Genomic DNA, 18,359 nt, shown 5'->3' with positions numbered 1-18,359 from the left:
TGGAAAACTATAAAATCACTTCATCTTAATGGATAACGATAATAATCCTGACTATAAATAGTACGAAAACCGCTTGATTCATAAAGTTTTAATGCTGTACTATTGTCAGCAGCAACATCAAGAAAAATGTCTTTAGTTCGTTTTGCTTCTTCGAGTACAGTTAGAGAAAGGGCAGTACGACCAATCCCTTTGCTCTGAAATGAAGGATCAATGGCGAACCCATAAATCCCGCTCTGATTTTCTAACCTTTGGACACGAATTTTCCCAACGGTTTGACCGTTATTCTCAATCATTAAGTTTCCCAGTCCAGACTCTTTAAATAAATTTTTTGTATAAGTAACAGCATCATTATGGATAACAGAAAAACATTTTTCATCCAGTTCAATGATATAATCAATATCTTTCTGAGATGCATTACGCAGAGAAACTTGGTCTGATTCAATGGTTAAAGGTTGTTCATGCCACTTCATTTCATATTCAGTGAAATCATAGGCTGCTTCAATTGAAGAAAGAAAGCCTTTTCCTGAGGTTGAAGTACCTGGAACATTGATCAATAACTTGTGAAATGTTCTATTGTTAAGGGATAGAATAGCTTGTTTAAATAAGTCTTGAAAAATGTGCTGCCTTCTATGATCAGGGTGAACCATACCACACAATTCATAAGTATCACCAAATCCATAGAGAGCCAAAAAACCAATTAATATATCTTCTTCGTAATAAAAGAAATCATCTAACTTGTTATTTCTGTTTTGAAGCATATCCCAATTTAATTTTAAATTAATATCATCAAAGTTTTCGCAACGAATCTGTAATTGTTTGATATCTTGGAGCTGTTCAGATGTCAGCATATGTTATCCCCTTATCATAAAAGAAATCCTTACCAAAATTTTATGAAAAAAAGAGAAAAGAAACAAGTACTATTTTTCATGATTGAACGACTATTCCTTCCCCTGAATCCTCTCAATCACCTCATGTAATTCATCAGGCTTCAAAAACTCTAATGGAGAAAAGCCTTTTTCAAACATGACCGATTCACTTTCAATCATCAATACATACCGGCCGTTTACTTTCGCTAAATGAATGCTGTCTCCGAAATCTGAGAGAAGAGCCTTCACTGACACATGGTCAAGCTTGACCTTTAATTCAACTTCAGGTGACTGCTCGACGATTTGAGAGGTAGCTTCTACCACTTGTTCCGTAGAGAAACGTTCTTGAAGCTCACGCTTAGGACTGATGGCCCATTCCTCCATCGCTTGTTCGAACTCTACACGCTCGTCACTCTCTTCAACATACGTTTCTTCTATATGTTCTTTTACCATCCCGTATACTTGAGATTTCACAATTTCGGGCATGGACTTCTCATACTCAACCCATTTAAGGAAGTCTTCAAAGTAGCGTGCATGGGATGCTTGATGGATTTTTAACTCGGCTGAATCCATCATGCCTTCTTCAGGCATGTAGGGGTATTGGATGGATTTCATGTTTTTGGTTGTAATAGCCATCTCTACATTGTGAATAAGAGTGGATTCATCAGTGATTGTAGCTACTTTTTGTTCAAAATCACATTTCATAAGAAAAACAAAAGGATCATCAAAGAATTTGGTTAATTTAGCAGTGGCAACTAAAAATGCTCCACCTCGTATCGCACTCGTGTCAATGTACATTTGAACGATTTGATCACAGGCTTCGCGAAAATCCTCTTTCGTCTCAGCGAATCGAGTTTTATGAAATAAATTATAGTTTGGATTTGAGGTAAGCTCGTGTCCCGGTTCGACGACAAAGCGACCAATTTTAGTAGGAACAGATTCTGATTTAGCATGACGATCTACTTTTCTTTTTACGATTTTAGTTAACTCACCATCTAAAAAGGTTTTTAATGGGCTATCATCGTATTCAGATTGAGATAAGGTTTGAAAATGTTTATGACGTTTATCTGCTTCTTCTCCTTTTCCATCCACTTGAATTAAATAAAAGGAAAGGTTCTGTATTATGAAATCCATTGAAGTACTCCTGTCTATTCTATAATTTATGTATTTAATCTTGTTTGCTCATTGTTAAAGTATAGAAAAGGTATAACTGTTCGTCAATTAACTCATGAAAGTTAAACTTTGAGGGATACTACCCAATATAGATTTAATTTGGGGAGTGAAAGAAGTAATGGACGATCAATCCTTTTTTTCATTAGTCAAAAAAGGAAACAAATCATCTTTCTTTGCAATGGTTGGAAACGCCATATTAGCCGTAGCAAAGGGAGTTGCCTATTTTATCAGTGGGAGTGGGGCAATGTTTGCATCCTCCATGCATTCATTAGCCGATGCTGTTAACCAAGGCTTCGTCTTTATAGGAAGCGTCCTTTCAGAAAAGAAACCAACTGAAAAGTTTCCAACTGGATTTGGTAGAGTCATTAATCTTTTTTGTATGATTGCCGTTATAGTGGTTTCCATCATGGCGTATGAAACGATTCGAGAAGGCATTCACTTATTACAACATCCAGCAGAAGTAAAGGGGATTTGGTTAAACGTATCCGTTTTAGTTTTAAATATTATCATCGATGGTGCAATTCTCCTAAAAGTAATGAAAGAAATTGGTCAAGAGGCACGAGAAGAAGCAAGAGGAGTAGGGATTTTGGCAGGTGCATTTAAAAATGTAAAAAGAGCTTCTCCTCCTACAAGGCTTGTTTTTTATGAGGATATTGTAGCGGTGACAGGAGCTATTCTTGCATTGATAGCTGTCTTAATTTCCTATTACTCTGCTTTTGATCTATTAGATGGGATTGTTACGATAATCATTGGATTCCTTATGGTTGCTGTTGCTTTTCGAGTTGGCTATGACAATATGGTAGGTCTCATTGGAGTTGCTGCTCCAAAAGAAGTGGAAGATCGAGTTGCAAATATGATTTTAGAAAATGAAGCCGTCATAGATATTTATAGACTAAGAATCACACAAGAAGGAAGGTATTATCATGTAGAAGCTTATCTTGAATTAAAAAAAGGATTACCATTATCAGAGGCAGATGATATAAAATTTTTGATGCAGGACAAATTAATGAAAGATCCTGATATAGCTGATGTAACTTTAGGAATTATTGAAGATAACGGTATTCAAAATTGGAAGGCGGAAAAGGAGCAATAGGAAAAATACAGCAAAAAGAAAAATCCGGCTGGAGGGTACCAGCCGGATTTTTGTGAATTAATTTTGGATGAATTTTTCAAAAACAAATCCAAAGTCTTTTAATGAATACTCCTTCTTTTTCAGAGATAGCCAATCGAAAGCATATTCATTAAGCTCCTTGAATTGTTCAACCATATTCATTTCTTGAGACTTTACATCATTAAATGTAGATGATGCTAATTGCAGGCTGTTATTGGCAAAAGAAGAGTAATCTTCATTATCACTAATAATTTCTCCAATTTTAATTAAAGACTTATACAAGTCTTTCACATCCGATAAATGCTTTTTATGAACATCAATCGAATAGGCTTCTGCACCGATTCTGAATTTAATCTCTACATCTAAATCGACTGTTCCAGCGGTTTCGAGGAGAACACTCGATAAATGATATTTATAATAATCAAAGCGGCGAAGTATACGTTTTTTACTTGTTGCGCTTGTTCCATCCAAGTGAATAAGAGCTTTGTTTGTAAAACAATATTCGTCAGATTTGGATTTGATAAGAAAGTAAACTTTTTCTCCGTCTTCATGCATAATATAATCATCTGAATCGGTCATGTGGTAATCTTCCGGTGGAATAACCGTACCAATATCACTCAAGCCTAAGACATCTGCTGCTACTTTTCCGAACATATCATCAAATCCTTTCTTCATTACATACGAACTCCTTATCATAGCTAGAAGTTCATTCTATTATATCATAGATTAATAGGATGAAAGTATTGTAACGCCCAATCATTATACTTGGTCCCAGGATAGGTTCATACTATAATAAAGAAAATCGTTCATAGAGTTTGGAGGTGGACTGAATGAATATTAATGACATTCTAAACAAAATGAAAACAAGAACACCAAAAGTGTTAGGTAGTGAAAAATTTTCTGAATATGCTATTTTACTACCCCTTATAGAGGTTGAAAAAGAAATTCATGTGTTATTTGAGGTACGTTCATTAAACATGAGAAGACAGCCTGGAGAAATTTGTTTTCCAGGAGGCAGAGTTGATCGAAGTGATTCAGATAGTAAGTCCGCTGCCATACGCGAAACATGCGAGGAGTTAGGGATTAATAGTAATAAAATTTCAGATGTTTATCCATTAGACTATATTGTGTCTCCATTTGGGACTATCATATACCCTTACGTTGGAAAACTTGACTTGTCCTTAGATAAAATAATCCCCAATCCAGATGAAGTAAGTGAAATCTTTACAACGCCTTTAGATTTTCTTGTGAAAAAGGATCCTGATTTGTATAATATTCAATTCAAAATGGAGCCGGAAGCCAGCTTTCCATTTGAACACATTCCTGGAGGCGAAAATTATGATTGGCAAGCCCGTCATATGAAAGAGCATTTTTATTATTATGAAAATAAGGTCATTTGGGGACTTACTGCTCGTGTGCTACATCACTTTGTTCAGATAACACTAAACCGAATTTCTTGAAAAAAATAAGTAAATAATTTTCTTCAATTTTATATATATATTGACACGGGTATTCAATTCATACTTTTTTCGATAAGTTTTCTTGTCGGAGGAAGTATTTTTATTTGCTTATTTGTAATGATTTGAAGTGTTTGTATTTGTTATATAGGAGGTAAAGACTATTAAATAGTAACATTGGGGAGGGTAACGAATGATTATTCGTGCAAAGTGTTGGAAAATGCTAAGTGTGCAGGAAAAGATGTTTATTCTTAATGCTGTGTGTAACAAACAGTTTAAACTTGAGGATAAACGAAGAAAGGTAGCCAGATAAAAAACTGTCTAAAGAAATGACCCTTTAGACAGTAAGAAATTTAGATGAATAGTTTTAAAATGACTCCTACGACAAGAAATATAATAGAAAGATATGTCATCCACGTTTTTATTGAGGAATCTCCTTCCATTTTCATCATTGAAGCTTTAGCATCGCTATGCTTAAATTTGTAATTTAAGAAAAGAGCTAATGCTGTAATAAGAATAAAACCAATATTTAACCAAAAAGTATAATCAATTTTAAATGGCTGTTCATTCATAATCTGCTTAGCCTGCTCTGGAATAATGCCTAGAGCAGTGAAGGAGTAATGCATCCCTAAAGCAGTTAAAATAATTGAAATATAGAAAATTCCAGCTATATAAAGTGCGGTTTTTAAGCCGTAATATTTTTTGTGGACAGCTACAATAGGTGGTACAACTAAGTCAGAGTATATAAAGGCCATGATTCCTGCAAATGCGACACCACTAGATGCTAATATGGTAGAGATGGGGATATTACCCATAGAGCCAATAAATGTTAACATGGCAACCAATGGTCCAATAATGGCATTTTCAAGTATTTTCAAAAAAGAATCAGATTGATCAGCTAGGAAAAATGTTTTCCATGTATTATCTGTAACAAACGTTGCCATAATTCCTGCAATCGTAAATCCGATTGTGATTTCTTTCCATACCATTTTCCAATTCATCACAAATTCATGACCGACTTGCAGCCAACCGTTTTTTGTTTTTATTTTTTTCTTCCAATCAAATTGCTCTTCTTCTTCCCCTTCGTCATTTACATTTTCTCGAGCATCCTCTATTAATTTCTTAGGATAAGTAAGCTTTACTAATATCCAAGTAACGAAGATTAATACAACTCCACCAATTAATTCAGCAACAACAAACTGCCATCCGAGAAATACATAGATTAAGATGCCTAATTCTATGACTAAATTAGTGGAAGCAAATAAAAATGCAAGTGTTGGAATAAAATGAGCTCCTTTTTTAAATAAGCTTCTTCCGGCTGCAAGAGCGGCAAAAGAACATGAAGAACTAATCGCTCCAAAAAAAGTGGAAAGTCCAACTGATTTAAGCTTTGCGTTCCCCATATATTTACCCATTTTATCTTGGGGGATAAAGGCTTGAATCATCGAACTGATGAAGTACCCTAGTACAAAAGCCCAACCGGATTTCCAAAAAAATCCTAACGAAGTAAACGCGGCTTCTCCTATTTTTTCAATCAATGAAAATATACTCCTCTCGTCCAATTATAATTATTATTTTTCCATTTTCATTGAAAATAAACATCGTGGTGGAATTCTGGTAAAATACTAAAAGAGTGAAAAGAGATCAATTATGGTAATATAGTACATATATCCTATATATATACAGAGGAGTCATTATGAACCAACATATGGAACAGATGAAAAAAGAAAATGAGTTCCTTCGAACTTTAGTTAAAGATCTTCCTCAATCCTTTGAGTACAGGAATCCTGAGCTTGGATTAAAAATGAATAAAACGAATGAATCCGTTAACCTAACTGAAATCCCCAAAACAGATATAGGTGAAACAAGCTCCAGATTCAAATGGGGAGGGGAGAACCAGCTTCCAATTGAGGTGCTAGAAGCTTTTGTTTTACCAATTCTTGATCTTGTGCCTCACCATATTACGTTTATTGATGCCAATGGTGTCATAACGCTTTGTAATAAACAAGCAGCCTTAGACTTACAGGTTGATCAAAACGAAATTATTGGAAAGCATATAAGGGAGTTACTAAAAATTCCTGATGATGATATTGCTATGATTCAAACATTGAAGACCGAAGTATCAATTCAAAACAAAGAAGTCTTCGACAGTAATTACGGAATAATGAATACAGAAATAATAAGAGATGAAGAAGGGAATATCCAACGAGTAATTGGAACTTTTTTATTTCTTAATGCCATTAAAGAATTTGAAAAACAAGCTCTGGCCGGAAGAATAGCTGCAGGGATTGCACATGAAATCCGTAACCCTCTTACCACAGTTCGTGGTTTTTTACAGTTGCTTGCTGATAAAAATATCGACCATGAGTCATTATTTAGAAACTTATTAATTCCTGAAATTGATCGTGCTAATAAAATCATTTCTGATTTTTTAAGTATTGCAAAGCCTACAGAATTACATAGGGAACTGTATCAATCTGACCACCTAATAAAAAATGTAATCGGAAAGTTTTTGAAAACAGAGGCTTTACTACACGATGTGACTTTGAATTTTCATCTGTCTGAAGACTCTACAAAGTTGAGAGTGAAGGTAAACACAGACGAGCTTTTACAAGTTTTTATTAATCTTTTTCAAAATGCACTTGGAGCGAAGAACAATGATGTACTTGCTATTGAAATAGAAACGAAAAAAATTGGGAGTAATTTAGTCATTTCGTTTAAAGATAATGGTATAGGAATTAGTCCATCCATGCAGGAGCATATTTTTGACCCTTTCTTTACAACAAAAAGTGATGGAACAGGCTTAGGGTTGTCCCTTTCTAAGAAAATTATTGAGAGTCATCAAGGAAGAATAGATGTTAAAAGCTCTAAAGAAGGAACGACTTTTATGATTGAGCTGCCATTTGAGGAATAAATAAGTTTATTATTTGCTAGTATCATACACATTTTCCGTTCTTCTGGCACGATATGTTTTTTTTTTGATAAGATAGAAGAGCATTTACATATTAGGAGGAAAAAGAGTGAAGGCATCAAAGGTAATTTTTATAGTTGGAGTATTATTTATTGCAATATTAAGTGGCTGTAATCGTAATGCTGCAGACATGGTCACTGATGGGCATGTCATTATAAATGAACATTTGAAAACCATTACATTTATAAGTGTCTTAACGGATGAAGCATTAGAACCAAACACTCCATTTCAAGCCCGTTTCTTTCTTGAAGGGAGTACAATTAGGAATGCTCTTGGAATAGACCTGGTTTACACAGATGAAGAATTAAAAAGTCACAAAAAAAATGAAAAATCTAAAAAGTATAGCGTTGAGAAAACCATCGAAATAAAAGAATCTGAAAAGATTGATCAATTGATTAAGGAAATTAAAGACAAAGATAAAAAAACTGTCACAGTTGAAATAGTAAATGAAAACGGAAAAATCGATGAAATGGTTCTTCATAAAATAGAAAAAGAGTAAAGCTCATGAGCTTTACTCTTTTTTGCAATATACAGAGAAAACTATATTCGATATTTTTCTTCCCCCATATAACCAATCTGATTGACAAAACCGATGGCAGAACTTTTTTACATTCAATTAACGTTTGTTATGTAGTGGTCTCTTTAAAGCATAAAGGTCATCTTCTAAAAGAAGCATTTTATCCATTAGCACATCCTTAGAATCCGAAATTCCTTGATTATAAAGAAAAGGACCAATCTCTTTCATGAAGAAATCAAACCAATTCTCTGCTCCTAATTCTCCGATTTCATCCCCGGTTTGCTCATAATAAAACGTTTGGATTCTCTCAATCATTTCATCTCTCTGTTCTTTTGGAATTTTTGTGAAAATCATTTCAGTTTCCTCCCGTTAAGTTTCCTCCATCGTAACATAAGAGGACCTAGTATAGGAAAGAAGCTAAACCAAGTATACTTTTTTATACCGTATTGTTCTTTTATGATGAAATAGGAAAGCCAAGTAAGTATTAAGAAATCAATTGTCATTACACTTACGAGTTTAGATTCCTTGAAAGATAGCCAATAGGCTTTAAAAGAAAATCCATTTAGTAGATACGTTAATGCAGATATGGTTATGAGAAAGAGAAGCATTGAATACCATCTTGAGTTAAGTAGAGTGACCATCCAACTTGGTATTCGTACTGGAAGTGAATTTCCGTCTTTTTTTAAGAAAAAATAGGGTAAAAGACTAAATGCTCCTAACAACATCGATCCTAAAACAAACGGCCATGCTGGAACGATGTTTTTATCCTTAGGCAGTAAAAGGGTAGCAAATAATAATGGGAAAAGTCCTAAAAAGATGAATACCGTAACAACAAGAGCATCTAAATTTTTAAATTGGCCAGTTAAAAGACCTTGAACAATGGGGTCATTCCTTAATTCTTCTCCAGGTGCAAATAATATTGCATATAAAATGAAGATGAACCAAATATATACCATATTATTCCTCCTCCACTTCTATTGTATCAGTACAATAAAGGATATGGGGATTTCAAGTGTAAATACTATTTTGAAAGAGAAGTTTCTTCAATAAAAATATCTGTATTTGAATGACGAGCATATTCAAGAATTTGGTGTTGAATTTTTGGATAAAGAACGATGGAATCCAGATCTGATAATGAAATCCATTTTGCTCCTGTTTGAGTGGGGTCAGGTTGTTGAGGAATAATTTCTTCTGACTTGGACATCCTGATGCACCGAAAGAACAATGACAAGGCATGAGTTTCACCATAAAAATTTTCATTTAAATGGGGTGCATACTCGTATGCAAAAGCTAAATCACCAACCTCAACCTCTTCTCCCGTTTCTTCCAGCACTTCGCGGCGCACAGCTTCCTTTATTCCTTCACCTTCTTCCACGCCACCAGCGGGAAGGTTGTAGTGAAGTCCTTTTTCATCTTGAAACTCGGCTAGCAATATTTGATTTTGTTCTATAATAAGTGCTCCTGCTCTAATTCTAATTGGAAACAACACTGTACCCAACTCCTTCTCATTTTTTGTATAGAACAATAGTTTAGCAGAATGTACGATTACCCACCACAAAAGTATGTATTAAAATGGTAATATTAGATAAATCATACAGAAAGGGGTGGAGCGATGCATGCTAGAGGAATTATCCTCAGAAACAATGAAGTATTAATGGTACAACAAAGAGTTCAGAGAGGAGCAATTGTATGGATTTTTCCAGGAGGAGGAATTGAGAAGGGTGAAACCCCTGAAATAGCCTGTATCCGGGAAGTAAAAGAAGAGACAGGTTTGGAAGTTAAGATATGCTCTTTGCTACATAAAATGGACGGCAAGTATACTTTTCTTGTAGAAGAAATTGGTGGAAATGTATATTTAGATAAAAAGGAAAAATGCAATGATGATATTATTGATTTGAAATGGATTTCCCTCGATGACATTGAAAAGTTTGATGACATTACAGATCCAATTAGAAGGTTGATTTTTAAGTAGCTTATAGAAGATAAAATTAAATTTCCAACAGAGAAATCCATATTTTTGAAGGGGATTTAATGTTTTTATCTAATCTGTATATAGAACAGAAGAAAAATGGAGGAATATAAATGGACTTGAACTCAATTTATTTAATTAAAGAAAAGAATGGTCTAAAAAAAGACTTTTCACTTTTAGTATCTATGATGGAGTATGCTCGTTATACGACGATACGTGAAGTTGAAAATTTATCGATTGAAGAATTGGATTATCGTTGCCATGATGAAGCCAATTCAATTGGTATGCTTCTTGCTCATTTTGATGCAGTGGAGAAAATCTATCAAGCCCTTACCTTTACCAATTGGAATAATGATGAGATTGAGGAATATGCTGAAACCTTAGAACCTGCTTTAAGTTTAGGAGCAAAAGCTGCTGAGACCATTAAAGGGAATTCTGTTGAGTATTATTTGGATATACTTAAAGAAAGTAGAGAAAAGACCATTTATGAATTTAGAGAGAAAGAGGAAGAATGGCTTTATGAAGAAACCGATTGGTGGTATGGTCAAAAAGGAAACAACTTCTTTAAGTGGTATCATGTTTTCGAAGATGAAATTAACCATAGAGGCCAAATTCGTATGATAAAAAAACTACATATCAAAGAAAAAGAGCGTATAACCGTTGAGTGAGATTTACAATTAGTCCCATTTACAAACTTGAGTTTCTAACTTGAATCTGTTATAGTATAGATAGTTATTTTTGTTCGATTAATACTCATGATTGAAAACATTCGTCTTGAACTTTAATCAGAGCAAGAATATAAATTTTTAATGTGCAATTGCACTAGGAGGTACTTGTTTTATGTTACAAGGTAAAGTTAAATGGTTTAACGCAGAAAAAGGTTTCGGTTTTATCGAAGTAGAAGGTCAAGACGATGTTTTTGTTCACTTCTCTGCAATCCAAGGTGAAGGATACAAATCATTAGAAGAAGGTCAAGACGTTACATTTGAAATCGTTGAAGGTGCTCGTGGACCACAAGCAGCAAACGTTCAAAAGTAATTCAATTGTAAAAACTTCCAAACAGAGTACGTCATTGACGTACTCTGTTTTTTTATAGGTTGTTTGAAATTATCTGAGGAATTATCGAAGAGTTTAATGAATCATACTATTCAATATATCGAAAAAGTACTATACTAATATAGTGATGATATAGATCTGTTAGAATTTTCCCTACATATCCTTAAAAAAACACTCCACCATACTTTTAGCAGGGAGTGTTTACTTTTATATAGCATAGTAGTACATTACATTCCGAAGGAGATCGATAATGAATTTCTATGATTTGACCAGAGACCATATTGCAGCTGAATTTTCCCATAAAGAATTTTTTTTTCATGTAATCGAATGTGTAGAAAAACAATTATTGGATTGGGATCAAAATAGCTCTGTCCTTATAATGGGTTGGGGGTCAACCTATCAACTACTATTAACTTACGAACATAAGGTGTACGAAATACAAATCCCCCATTGGATTTTAAAAAATAAAATTAATAGAGATTATTATTCCTTAGATCGATATTTATGGAGCGAATTAATTCGTTGTGGGGTGGCCATTCCGGAAAAAACACCATACATAAAAGGGATATTGAATTCTTATAAATATTTATAATATGTAATCATTATTTCATTTTTTGTGTGTGATATAGTAAACCCATACATACCATTTTAAAGAGTTCAGAGGTGATTTTGTTTTGTGGAAGTATGCTAGAAAGTTTTTCGTTTTTATTGGAATTTTTGTATTAATGACGCTTCTATTGAGTATTGTGGTAGGACTATTGTTAACATATCTTTACCCTTCCGGATATGGAGGAAATCCAATCATTGGTACATTGATAAATGTGATTTCAGCAGTTGTTGCTGTAATCATTGCCTATAAACCGTTTAAAAAAATGAAAAAAAGTTAAAATTTGGTTGCACTTTATATTCTTGGTTTATATAATGAAAATATAAAGTATGAAAGGACTGAATTGTAGAGCAATGAAGTAAATGACCTGTCCAGACCCAAACGAGTTTAGCTATTTTTAATAATTTTATTTTGCTCGTTCCGGATAGGTGTAGTATGCCCTTTTGGCATTCATTGCTCATATATAAGCACAAGTGATACTTGTGTTATTTAGTCCACAGAATTATTTTCTATAAATAAACTGATGGCTTTTCTGATTATGTGCACAGAATGATTATAAAGGAATATGCTATAAATAACCTTTCCGGAGCATTTCGGGGAGGTTTTTTTATGTTGTATATGAAAGCTAAAAATATTCACTTTTCAATTGGAGAAAAAACATTCTTTTCTTTACCCCAGTTATCGATTTATAAAGGAGAAAAAATCGGTCTTATTGGGAGAAATGGACAAGGGAAGTCATTGCTGATTAAAACACTGCTTGGTATAAATTCTAATAAAACAGAGGTTGAATGGTATGGGACAACAGGCTATTTTGAGCAATTAAGTAGTGAAAGTGATTTTATCGAACCACTAAGTGGTGGAGAGAAAACAACTCGTAAATTAAATGAAGTCTTCGCTCATAACCCGGATATACTTTTTTTAGATGAACCATCAAACAACCTAGATTGGTCTAAAGTGGAAGATTTAAAGGTAAGGCTAAAAAATTGGTCGGGAGCATGTATTATAGCTTCACATGATCGATCATTACTTGACGGTGTTTGCACAAAAATATGGGAGTTATCTCATGGGGAATTCAAAGAATATGAAGGAAATTATACAGACTATCTTAAAGCAAAAGAAAGAGAAAAAGTATCACAAGAGGAAAAATATGAAGAATATACAAAAGAAAAGAAACGGTTGATGGAACGGTATCGTAAAAAGGTTCAGCAGTCCCAAAATATGAACAAACCACCTTCTAGAATGGGAACTTCCGAGTCAAGTCTTTATAAAGGAAAAGCTGCTGGGAAAAAGGGGAAAATTGAAAGAGTATCTAATGTGATTCGTGAAAGAGTGGAAAGATTAGAAAAGGTTGAAAAGCCATTTGAGTGGGAAAAAGTCAAAATGGAGTATACCGTTCAATCACCCGTCCATCGAAAGCAATTGCTTATAGCGAAGGATATTGAAAAAACATTTCATCAAAAACGTTTGTATTCCATTTCTCAGTTGAAATTAAAAACAGGCAGTAAAACTGCGTGTATTGGGGAGAACGGAAGCGGCAAAACCTCTTTAATCCGTCAACTTCTAGAAGAAAAAGACGATAGGGTTGATATATCTAAAAGTGTGAAGGTTGGCTATTTTGATCAACAGCTTTCCAATTTGCCATTAGATAAAACGATTCTTGAATTTATTATGAATGGTAGCACATTGCCGCAACATGTTATTCGCATCATTTTAGCTCGTTTACGCTTTTATGAAGAAGATGTGCATAAAAAAATTAACCATTTAAGCGGTGGGGAAAGAGTAAAGGTTGCGATTGGTAAATTATTAGTGGGAGACTTTAACTTACTGGTATTAGATGAACCAACAAACCATGTGGATCTTGATACTTTAGAAGCGCTAGAAGGGTTATTAATCGATTACCCAGGTACTATCTTGCTCGTATCTCATGACAAACGGTTTATTGAAAATGTAGCAAATAAGCTATGGATCATAAAAGATAATCAAGTGGAAATGTTTGACGGATCTCTACGAGATTGGGAGCAATCGAATTCTCACACTTTACCTAAGAGTCATAACAATGATGAACAGCTGATGTTAGAAAATAAACTTGTTGAATTAATAAGCAGATTAAGTTTTCCAGAAGAAGAAAAGGATATGGATGGTTTAGAAGAAGAATACACCAGAGTATTAAAGAGGCTAAACCTTATTCGCCAGTCCCTAAAGAAAGAGAAAACGGGAAAATAAAAGGTCTTTTTAGGGAGGGACGGACCTCATGAAAGAGACTAGTTTTGGTAAACTAGTCTCTTTTTAAGTAAGTGTTTGTGTCAGTATGTTAGATTACTTATTTTGATTTTGTTGGTTTTGTTGGTTTTGTTGCTTAGCAGCTTTTCTAGCTTTTTGAGCAGCATTTTGCTCTTGAGCGAATTCAGCTTCATTTTTTTGTTGTTGTGGTTTTTTGTTGTTATTGTTGTTTGTCATGATTATCACCTCCATATCATTTAATTTGCCCGAGATGCCAAAAAATAATACACGACATTAATTAATGGATATTTTTATTGGGAGGGAAGTATTAAGAGTTTGACATTCATTCAGAAGGTACATTTGATTACCACATTTCATTAATCCACTCAGGGTGATCGATAAATGGATTTCGATTTCCTTGGTACTGTTCATAGATTATTTGATTTCTTCGTCTTTCTGAATCATCTACAGGGTCTTCATTATGCCATTGTAATAGAACAGATTGCTTTCCATGAAAAGGATTATGGTTATTTTCTACAATGTCATTTAACTCTAAATCAATTTCTTCGTTGTCCCCTTCGTATCGAACACTCATATAAAAGAGCATTCTTGCAACATCGCCTTTAATTGAATCACGTGGTTCCCAGGAATCTTGATCATAAAAGGTGAGAGGAGCTTCAGGGTGAGGTAATCCTCCTGAATCAAAATCCAGGTTACTTCTCGATGAATTAATGGTAACATCTGTTGGTCGTATATGATGGAGGTCCGTCCCTGGTCCTTTAGCTGTTCCAAAGTCTCCGTGAGATTTAGCCCAGACATGTTCACGGTTCCAATCATCAATGTCTCCTCCATTAGAGTATTTTGATTGTGAACGCCCTGAATACAGGAGGATGACATTGTTTGGGTTATTTGGGTCTTCGTCTGTTTTTCTTAGTGCATCCCACACATCCTTGTAGGAAAGCTCAGTGTGGTTGTCTATGATTTCATGAAGGGCTTTTTTTAAGTCATCTCCTTTTTTACCTGAAGCAGATGCATAATACACTTCTAATTCTGGTGGATTTTTAGGATCCTCGTTTTTATCATCCTCATTTATAAAAGATATTTCAGAGGGGGACTTTAAACCGGGATGAGAGAAATATAATGATAAATTGCCTGTTAAGGAAAGCTTTTTCCCTTTTAAGCTTGGATTGCTTTGTAAGCCAAAACGATGTCTGAACTCAGATGGAATCTGTACATAGAGAATATGTTTTGGATCTTGTTCTGTATTTAAATCAGCCAATGCAAGCGAGAAATTGTTTGAATAATTGTCCATAACAATATTCGACTCAGAAATGGGTTGTCCTACAATATAACCGCTAACTCTAACCATACGTCCATCTTGATTTTCCATTGCTTCTTTCACTGAAAGGTTTTCCAGGTTTTTTTCAACATTTGGCTGGATTTTTTGGACTGTGTCAGGTTGAGAAATAGAGTTAGATGGTAGTTCAGTGCAACCTGTTAAGAGAAAAGCTAAGAATACAATTAATAAGTTTATGGAATGATTTAATTTTAACAAAGCAACTTTCCTCCTTTTTTCATATATTTATAGAGTACAATAAGATGAGTATGATAGGGGAATATTTGAAGAAACAGATAAAAATGGTACGATTGACATACCTTTAACTAGTGGGCAATGCTAGGCTGAGTTAGGGTCATTTCTATGGATCATAATTATAGATAGTACACATTCAAAAAATAGTCTACATAATCTTTACAGAAAAGAAGCTCAATATTAGTTTGCGTTTTAAGAAGCATTAATTCTAGATTGATATATAGGGGGGCCGACTATGCAATGGGAACAACAACTGGTTCATACTAAAAGAGGAACTTTCGAAGTGTTTAGGAAAGGGGTTGGTCAACCCCTATGTATTACTCATCTTTATTCAGAATTTAATGAAACAGGAGACCATTATGCTGATTGTTTTACTCAGTATTATCATGTCATACTGGTTAATCTTAGGGAATGTGGTCATTCAGTTTTATCTGAAGAACCGTTTGATTTAAGCATGATTTATACCCTTCTTGATTTAGAAGAAATTAGAATGTCATTGGGTTATACATCATGGAGTTTCGCGGGACATTCTACAGGTGGTATACTGGGTGTGATTTATGGAATACGGTACTCTTCCAGCTTGGAACAACTTATCATTACTGGAGCATCCCCGAGAGATTATACAGATTGCAAGCAATGTATTTATCATCAGGAGCACCCTCAATTTAAAGTTATGCAAGATTTATTAATTGCTCTAAAAAATCCAAAATTGTCAACAGTAAAAAGAAAGGAACTTTCAGAAGAGAGAACAAAATTGTCTTTGTACCATTCAGAAAAATACCATGATTGGTTTAATGGAAAGATTCAAAAAAAAATGAATGTACTCCGATTGAATCATTTTTCATCGGAACTGTTGATATATGATGTTACCAACAAGTTACCGCAAATCACTGCTCAAACACTCTTACTTTGTGGAAGGCATGATGTTCAGTGCCCAGTGGAACTAACATATGAAATGCATGAAGGTATTTCAAATAGTGAAATGATTATTTTTGAAGAAAGTAACCACTACCCATTCCTGGAAGAGCGAGACAAATTCCAAAAAGCAATTCAACAATTCCAAACACAAAACATTTGAGGGACGGACCTCCAATTTTGGAGGTCCGTCCCTCAAATGTTAACCACTTCTGTTTAAGTATTCGAATATAGGGTATTAATAAAATTGTGTATTTGTTAAATCCTCTGCATATCTACTCATTTAATTAAACTCTACAAAAAAATAAGGGGGAAATGTTAGTTGAAGAATTTTACTCCAATGTTTTGGATATCCTTTACGATTGGTGTCATATTTGTTGCCTGGGGAGTAATATTACCAGATCAGTTAATGGACGTCATGTCGAACATCCAGGGAATTTTATTAGATAAGTTTGGATGGTTTTATCAATTTTCGGCAACATTCTTTTTTGTCGTTGCAATATTCTTTGCTTTTAGTAAATATGGAAGAATTAAGCTTGGTAAAGAAGATGACAAGCCAGAGTATTCAACTGCAACATGGTTTGCCATGTTATTTAGTGCTGGAATGGGAATTGGGTTATTGTTTTATGGTGTGTCAGAGCCAGTTTCTCATTACTCATCTCCTCCTTTTGGTGAAGGAGGGACCATTGAATCTGCTAAGGTTGGTTTACGTTATACATATCTGCATTGGGGATTCCATGCATGGGCAATCTATGCAGTGGTCGCATTAGCATTGGCTTATTACAAGTTCAGAAAAGGGATGCCAGGTTTAATGAGTGCCACTCTTTACCCGGTTCTCGGTGAAAAAGTGAAAGGTCCAATTGGTTATATTGTTGATATAGTGGCAGTATTTGCAACGATCTTCGGTGTTGCTATTTCACTTGGAATTGGAGCTCAGCAAATAAATAGTGGACTAAATTACTTATTAGATATTCCCATTAATTTTAAAGTACAGCTTGTCATTATGGCGGTTGCCACAGTTTTATTTATTTCATCTGCTGCTTCCGGACTATCAAAAGGGATAAAATATCTAAGTAATGCTAATATGGTCTTAGCAGTATTATTATTCTTCACATTTCTTATTTTAGGTCCTACTCAATTTGTTCTTGAATTATTTTCAACCACATTTGGTAGCTATGTGCAAAATTTACCGAGCATGGGATTGAGGTTCTCTCCATTTAATGTTGAGGACAACCAATGGGTAAAAGATTGGACGATTTTCTATTGGGCTTGGTGGATTTCTTGGACTCCATTTGTTGGAACCTTCATTGCTAGGGTATCAAAAGGAAGAACGGTTCGAGAATTCATCATTGCCGTCATCATTGTGCCTACAATAGTATGTGCTTTATGGTTTGGTGTATTCGGTGGAACGGGATTGTATTATGACTTGGTACAAGGTGTAGATGTATCGGGGCAAAGTCTCGAGACTGCTCTGTTCTATGTTTATGATCAGATGCCTTTAAGTGTCGTTTTATCAGTCATTTCACTATTCTTAATCATTACATTTTTTGTTACATCTGCCGATTCTGCCACGTTCGTACTTGGGATGCAAACCTCAAACGGTAGTTTAAACCCACCCTTCTTTGTGAAGTTTAGTTGGGGACTTATTTTGGCAGCGATCGCAGCCATTCTAATGGGTACAGGAGGTATTAGCGGATTACAAGCTGCTACGATCATCACGGCATTACCGTTAGGAATAATCTTATTTGTAATGACATATGGATTAATTCTTTCTTTTCAAAAAGAAGGAATCAGCAAAAGGAAGAAAAAGAGTTCTTCTGATGTTAAAGACATTGGGTAGTTATTATTAGCAAGGATTTTGATACACATAAAGATAAAAGTAAAAAAACCTCTAAGCCATATATGG

General features: G+C 34.5%; 21 protein-coding genes. 12 read left to right on the top strand and 9 right to left on the bottom strand.

What is annotated here, in order from left to right; all coding sequences use genetic code 11:
- Positions 1-20: 20 nt before the first annotated feature.
- Both IQI_RS03080 and IQI_RS03075 read right to left on the bottom strand, forming a co-directional pair.
- Positions 21-848, bottom strand: coding sequence for a GNAT family N-acetyltransferase (locus tag IQI_RS03080; protein WP_064091263.1), 828 nt, complete (start codon positions 846-848; stop codon positions 21-23).
- A gap of 90 nt (positions 849-938) precedes the next feature.
- Positions 939-2,000 (bottom strand): DUF3900 domain-containing protein, encoded by a 1,062-nt coding sequence (locus IQI_RS03075; protein WP_064091262.1) that lies wholly within the window; start codon positions 1,998-2,000, stop codon positions 939-941.
- A 157-nt stretch (positions 2,001-2,157) separates the two neighbouring features.
- Here IQI_RS03075 and IQI_RS03070 point away from each other — a divergent pair, with 157 nt between their 5' ends.
- Entirely contained in the window at positions 2,158-3,132 is a 975-nt protein-coding gene (locus tag IQI_RS03070) for a cation diffusion facilitator family transporter (RefSeq protein WP_064091261.1), read from the top strand.
- Between the two features lie 57 nt (positions 3,133-3,189).
- On the opposite strand, the gene IQI_RS03065 is transcribed toward IQI_RS03070, so the two are convergent.
- The gene (locus tag IQI_RS03065; protein ID WP_064091362.1) at positions 3,190-3,804 is read right to left on the bottom strand and encodes a PH domain-containing protein; all 615 of its coding nucleotides are present in this window, start codon (positions 3,802-3,804) and stop codon (positions 3,190-3,192) included.
- A 176-nt stretch (positions 3,805-3,980) separates the two neighbouring features.
- Between IQI_RS03065 and IQI_RS03060 the strand changes: the two genes are divergently transcribed.
- Complete coding sequence (locus IQI_RS03060; RefSeq protein ID WP_064091260.1) at positions 3,981-4,610, top strand: NUDIX hydrolase; 630 nt, start codon at positions 3,981-3,983, stop codon at positions 4,608-4,610.
- 350 nt (positions 4,611-4,960) lie between these two features.
- Here IQI_RS03060 and IQI_RS03055 read toward each other — a convergent pair whose 3' ends face one another.
- Positions 4,961-6,145 (bottom strand): permease, encoded by a 1,185-nt coding sequence (locus tag IQI_RS03055; RefSeq protein ID WP_197489699.1) that lies wholly within the window; start codon positions 6,143-6,145, stop codon positions 4,961-4,963.
- A gap of 158 nt (positions 6,146-6,303) precedes the next feature.
- Between IQI_RS03055 and IQI_RS03050 the strand changes: the two genes are divergently transcribed.
- Positions 6,304-7,521, top strand: a complete 1,218-nt coding sequence (locus tag IQI_RS03050; protein WP_064091259.1) for a two-component system sensor histidine kinase NtrB — start codon at positions 6,304-6,306, stop codon at positions 7,519-7,521.
- A gap of 106 nt (positions 7,522-7,627) precedes the next feature.
- Positions 7,628-8,077: a hypothetical protein gene (locus IQI_RS03045; RefSeq protein WP_064091258.1), complete on the top strand. Its 450-nt coding sequence runs from the start codon at positions 7,628-7,630 to the stop codon at positions 8,075-8,077.
- 117 nt (positions 8,078-8,194) lie between these two features.
- Here the strand turns inward: IQI_RS03045 and IQI_RS03040 are convergent, their stop codons facing one another.
- From IQI_RS03040 to IQI_RS03030, 3 genes are all read right to left on the bottom strand, one after another.
- Positions 8,195-8,449, bottom strand: a complete 255-nt coding sequence (locus IQI_RS03040) for a DUF2164 domain-containing protein (protein WP_064091257.1) — start codon at positions 8,447-8,449, stop codon at positions 8,195-8,197.
- A complete protein-coding gene (locus IQI_RS03035) occupies positions 8,446-9,051 on the bottom strand; it encodes a hypothetical protein (protein WP_064091256.1) in 606 nt (201 codons plus the stop codon). Before IQI_RS03035 ends, IQI_RS03040 begins: the two co-directional genes overlap by 4 nt.
- A gap of 65 nt (positions 9,052-9,116) precedes the next feature.
- Positions 9,117-9,584, bottom strand: coding sequence for an NUDIX domain-containing protein (locus IQI_RS03030; protein ID WP_064091255.1), 468 nt, complete (start codon positions 9,582-9,584; stop codon positions 9,117-9,119).
- 123 nt (positions 9,585-9,707) lie between these two features.
- Here IQI_RS03030 and IQI_RS03025 point away from each other — a divergent pair, with 123 nt between their 5' ends.
- The 6 genes from IQI_RS03025 (at position 9,708) to abc-f (ending at position 13,950) form a co-directional block, all read left to right on the top strand.
- The gene (locus IQI_RS03025; protein ID WP_064091254.1) at positions 9,708-10,067 is read left to right on the top strand and encodes an NUDIX hydrolase; all 360 of its coding nucleotides are present in this window, start codon (positions 9,708-9,710) and stop codon (positions 10,065-10,067) included.
- 110 nt (positions 10,068-10,177) lie between these two features.
- Positions 10,178-10,732 (top strand): DinB family protein, encoded by a 555-nt coding sequence (locus tag IQI_RS03020; RefSeq protein WP_064091253.1) that lies wholly within the window; start codon positions 10,178-10,180, stop codon positions 10,730-10,732.
- Between the two features lie 172 nt (positions 10,733-10,904).
- Positions 10,905-11,102, top strand: coding sequence for a cold-shock protein CspD (gene cspD / locus IQI_RS03015; RefSeq protein WP_032088076.1), 198 nt, complete (start codon positions 10,905-10,907; stop codon positions 11,100-11,102).
- Positions 11,103-11,370: 268 nt separating this feature from the next.
- On the top strand, positions 11,371-11,712 hold the full coding sequence (locus IQI_RS03010; protein ID WP_064091252.1) for a hypothetical protein: 342 nt from the start codon (positions 11,371-11,373) through the stop codon (positions 11,710-11,712).
- An 82-nt stretch (positions 11,713-11,794) separates the two neighbouring features.
- Positions 11,795-12,007: a hypothetical protein gene (locus IQI_RS03005; RefSeq protein ID WP_064091251.1), complete on the top strand. Its 213-nt coding sequence runs from the start codon at positions 11,795-11,797 to the stop codon at positions 12,005-12,007.
- A 329-nt stretch (positions 12,008-12,336) separates the two neighbouring features.
- Complete coding sequence (gene abc-f, locus IQI_RS03000) at positions 12,337-13,950, top strand: ribosomal protection-like ABC-F family protein (protein WP_064091250.1); 1,614 nt, start codon at positions 12,337-12,339, stop codon at positions 13,948-13,950.
- Between the two features lie 93 nt (positions 13,951-14,043).
- On the opposite strand, the gene IQI_RS20500 is transcribed toward abc-f, so the two are convergent.
- Complete coding sequence (locus tag IQI_RS20500) at positions 14,044-14,184, bottom strand: hypothetical protein (protein WP_156509823.1); 141 nt, start codon at positions 14,182-14,184, stop codon at positions 14,044-14,046.
- Positions 14,185-14,311: 127 nt separating this feature from the next.
- Entirely contained in the window at positions 14,312-15,415 is a 1,104-nt protein-coding gene (locus IQI_RS02995; protein ID WP_231893376.1) for an endonuclease, read from the bottom strand.
- A 358-nt stretch (positions 15,416-15,773) separates the two neighbouring features.
- Here IQI_RS02995 and IQI_RS02990 point away from each other — a divergent pair, with 358 nt between their 5' ends.
- Complete coding sequence (locus IQI_RS02990; protein ID WP_064091249.1) at positions 15,774-16,616, top strand: alpha/beta fold hydrolase; 843 nt, start codon at positions 15,774-15,776, stop codon at positions 16,614-16,616.
- Between the two features lie 159 nt (positions 16,617-16,775).
- Positions 16,776-18,293, top strand: coding sequence for a glycine betaine uptake BCCT transporter (locus tag IQI_RS02985; RefSeq protein WP_328585724.1), 1,518 nt, complete (start codon positions 16,776-16,778; stop codon positions 18,291-18,293).
- The last annotated feature ends 66 nt before the right edge of the window (positions 18,294-18,359 follow it).

This window comes from Rossellomorea aquimaris TF-12 (assembly GCF_001648555.1).
GTDB classification, from domain to species: Bacteria; Bacillota; Bacilli; order Bacillales; family Bacillaceae_B; genus Rossellomorea; species Rossellomorea aquimaris.
The sequence above is the reverse complement of the archived record's forward strand: the minus strand, read 5'-3'. Positions and strand labels throughout refer to the sequence as shown.

Coding starts and splice junctions, on each gene's coding strand:
- IQI_RS03025 (WP_064091254.1), top strand. CDS start 9,708: ATGCATGCTAGAGGAATTATCCTCAGAAACAATGAAGTATTAATGGTA.
- IQI_RS03020 (WP_064091253.1), top strand. CDS start 10,178: ATGGACTTGAACTCAATTTATTTAATTAAAGAAAAGAATGGTCTAAAA.
- IQI_RS03035 (WP_064091256.1), bottom strand. CDS start 9,051: ATGGTATATATTTGGTTCATCTTCATTTTATATGCAATATTATTTGCA.
- IQI_RS03065 (WP_064091362.1), bottom strand. CDS start 3,804: ATGTTCGGAAAAGTAGCAGCAGATGTCTTAGGCTTGAGTGATATTGGT.
- abc-f (WP_064091250.1), top strand. CDS start 12,337: ATGTTGTATATGAAAGCTAAAAATATTCACTTTTCAATTGGAGAAAAA.
- IQI_RS03010 (WP_064091252.1), top strand. CDS start 11,371: ATGAATTTCTATGATTTGACCAGAGACCATATTGCAGCTGAATTTTCC.
- IQI_RS20500 (WP_156509823.1), bottom strand. CDS start 14,184: ATGACAAACAACAATAACAACAAAAAACCACAACAACAAAAAAATGAA.
- IQI_RS03050 (WP_064091259.1), top strand. CDS start 6,304: ATGAACCAACATATGGAACAGATGAAAAAAGAAAATGAGTTCCTTCGA.
- IQI_RS03080 (WP_064091263.1), bottom strand. CDS start 848: ATGCTGACATCTGAACAGCTCCAAGATATCAAACAATTACAGATTCGT.
- IQI_RS03070 (WP_064091261.1), top strand. CDS start 2,158: ATGGACGATCAATCCTTTTTTTCATTAGTCAAAAAAGGAAACAAATCA.
- IQI_RS03040 (WP_064091257.1), bottom strand. CDS start 8,449: ATGATTTTCACAAAAATTCCAAAAGAACAGAGAGATGAAATGATTGAG.
- IQI_RS02990 (WP_064091249.1), top strand. CDS start 15,774: ATGCAATGGGAACAACAACTGGTTCATACTAAAAGAGGAACTTTCGAA.
- IQI_RS03075 (WP_064091262.1), bottom strand. CDS start 2,000: ATGGATTTCATAATACAGAACCTTTCCTTTTATTTAATTCAAGTGGAT.
- cspD (WP_032088076.1), top strand. CDS start 10,905: ATGTTACAAGGTAAAGTTAAATGGTTTAACGCAGAAAAAGGTTTCGGT.
- IQI_RS03060 (WP_064091260.1), top strand. CDS start 3,981: ATGAATATTAATGACATTCTAAACAAAATGAAAACAAGAACACCAAAA.